This is a genomic window from Fibrobacter succinogenes (assembly GCF_902779965.1).
GTDB lineage: Bacteria > Fibrobacterota > Fibrobacteria > Fibrobacterales > Fibrobacteraceae > Fibrobacter > Fibrobacter succinogenes_F.
Map to the genome: position 1 here is coordinate 1 of NZ_CACZDK010000074.1, position 2,334 is coordinate 2,334.

Sequence of the window (2,334 nt, forward strand, 5' to 3'; positions counted from 1 at the left end):
TAGCAACAGTCGCAGGTTCCATCACGTCATACGTCTCGTACCAGGCCTCAAAAAATGCCAATGATATTTCAGAACGTTCTGCAAAAAACACGGAACTTAGCGCCCAGCCCATCATCACCAGCCACATTGATAACGACACCCTGTTCGTTGAAATCAAGAAAGAGCACCGCGGAATCAATTTAGTGGATGTCTATCCCCTAGTTTCGTTTATGGAAGGTGTTATAAGCGAAAAATCCTTAGAGTCAATGAAATTTGCGTCCTTCAAATACAAATCCGACATGCGCAGGTCCAATTGCATGATGGACGAATCCGATAGAATCAAATGCTACGAACCGGGGATGATGGAGTTTCTCAAGACACTAAACATGAAACTCATACAGTTACCTAAAAATTCTGACAAGAGCACTTTCAGAAGCGCCTCCTGCGCCTACCTGTTTAGCGTCTCCTATAACGACATCTTCGGCAAGCGGCAACGGAAGTTTTTCCAGATTAACTACCGCGGTCACCAAAGAAACCTTAGCGACTCCACCTTCAAGGAAAGGCTTTCTAATATGGAAACATTGAGCAAGGCCGACACCACCCTTGAAGGGGCTCTCAAGGTCCGAAACCAGCTAAACCAAAATTCCGATAGGATGATGCCTCGACAAAAGAAAGACTAAAAAGCCTTTCTAATTAATCGGGGAATTTCCCTGTCATTTTAATCTCATTACAGAAATCGCTCATTTCCGCAGCAATTTCCGAAATTGGATTTTCATCGGACTCGCCCGAAGTCACTACGGATATTTGGCGTCCACTGCATACAACCTCTACCGGCATGGATTCGCCATCGTACGAATCGCTATATAGTCCTTCCAATTCTTGGCAACTATCATCTATCTCGCTCTGCGGAACATTCGGCATAAACTCCAGAACCATAACCATGGCATAAGATTCACCATAATACTCCGCAGTTAGTTGCATCGAAAGGGAATCAGGAACTCTAGCCGTCAACACAAACGAGTTTTCAGTTTTTCGGGAAGAACAAGTCACAGAATCTTCCGTCTCCGTAGGCCATGTTTCAAGAGTATCCGCGGCGAACTCGTTTAACTGTTCCGTTGATCCATTCATTAGGTTGCAGGTTTCTTTCGCCGAATTCAAAGCCTCATCAAATGTTAGATACGTAACATCTGTCTCCCTAACCAATATAGTGCGTCCATCGCACGACACCGTCGCATTTTTCGACATCGCTTCCTGTTTATTCGTTTCACACAGCGATTCAACATAGCTCTCCGGGACCGACTTTCCATAAGTAGATTGATATTCAATTTCAATCGTAGAACCGTCAATGGTCGATACAATCTTTGTGGCCGCTCCCTCTTGATTATAAGTAATCGAGAAGGAATTGGCGGAAAGTTTTGTAACAACACAGTTGCCATCATCGGTTTTTTCCGAATATTCGTGTCTATCTAAAGCCCCCTTCACAGCGCCGGAATCTTTTGTCGTAGAGGACGGGGCCGTAGAGGACGGGGCCGTCGAAGAATCAGAATCGCAACCCGTAAAAATTAGAGCCACAACGGCGGCAGATAGAAAGAACTTCTTGAACATATAACCCCTTCAGTAAAAATGATTACAATCCTAATATAACATTTCTTTTCTATATTTGCACCCGAAAAAAATTGTTCAAGGAGTGGAGAGATGTCTTTTATCCAGGAACTTAAGGAAAAAGTGCTCGGCGGCTACGAAATCAACCGCGAAGAGGCCCTTAAACTGCTCAACGAGGATCTCGAAGAACTTTGTTCGGCATCCAACGAAATTCGCGAGAAGTTCCACGGCAATGATTTTGACTTCTGTTCCATCGTGAACGCCCGCAGTGGCCGATGCTCCGAGAACTGCAAGTACTGCGCCCAAAGCAGCTATTACCACACGGGAGCGCCCGAATACAAGTTGCTCAGCGCCGACGAAATCGTCGAAGACGCGAAGAAGAAAGAAGCCGCAGGCATACCGCGTTACTCCATCGTCACCTCGGGACGAACGCTTTCAAACCGTGACGTGGAACAGATCGGCGAGGCCATCCGCCGCCTTAAAAAAGAGACGAAACTTTCCGTATGCCTTTCGGCAGGATTACTGAACCGCGAGCAGTTCGACAAGTTGAAGGAAGCCGGCCTCACCCGCTTCCACAACAACCTGGAAACTTACCGCAGGCACTTCCCCGATGTGTGCACCACGCACACCTACGACGACAAGATTGGTGCGTTGCAGAACGCCCTTGCTGCCGGGCTTGAAATCTGCAGCGGAGGCATTATGGGCCTCGGCGAGACGATGGAAGACCGCATTGACATGTGCCTCGACCTGCGC

At 47.2% G+C, this 2,334-nt stretch carries 3 protein-coding genes; 2 read left to right on the forward strand and 1 reads right to left on the reverse strand.

The features are described from left to right. Positions 1-659: hypothetical protein (locus HUF13_RS17125; RefSeq protein WP_173476228.1), on the forward strand; the 659-nt coding region annotated here is incomplete at its 5' end. A 13-nt stretch (positions 660-672) separates the two neighbouring features. Here HUF13_RS17125 and HUF13_RS17130 read toward each other — a convergent pair. Next, a complete protein-coding gene (locus tag HUF13_RS17130) occupies positions 673-1,584 on the reverse strand; it encodes a hypothetical protein (protein ID WP_173476229.1) in 912 nt (303 codons plus the stop codon). Positions 1,585-1,674: 90 nt separating this feature from the next. Between HUF13_RS17130 and bioB the strand changes: the two genes are divergently transcribed. Then, positions 1,675-2,334, forward strand: a 660-nt coding sequence (gene bioB, locus HUF13_RS17135; RefSeq protein WP_173476230.1) for a biotin synthase BioB, incomplete at its 3' end; no start/stop codon positions are given.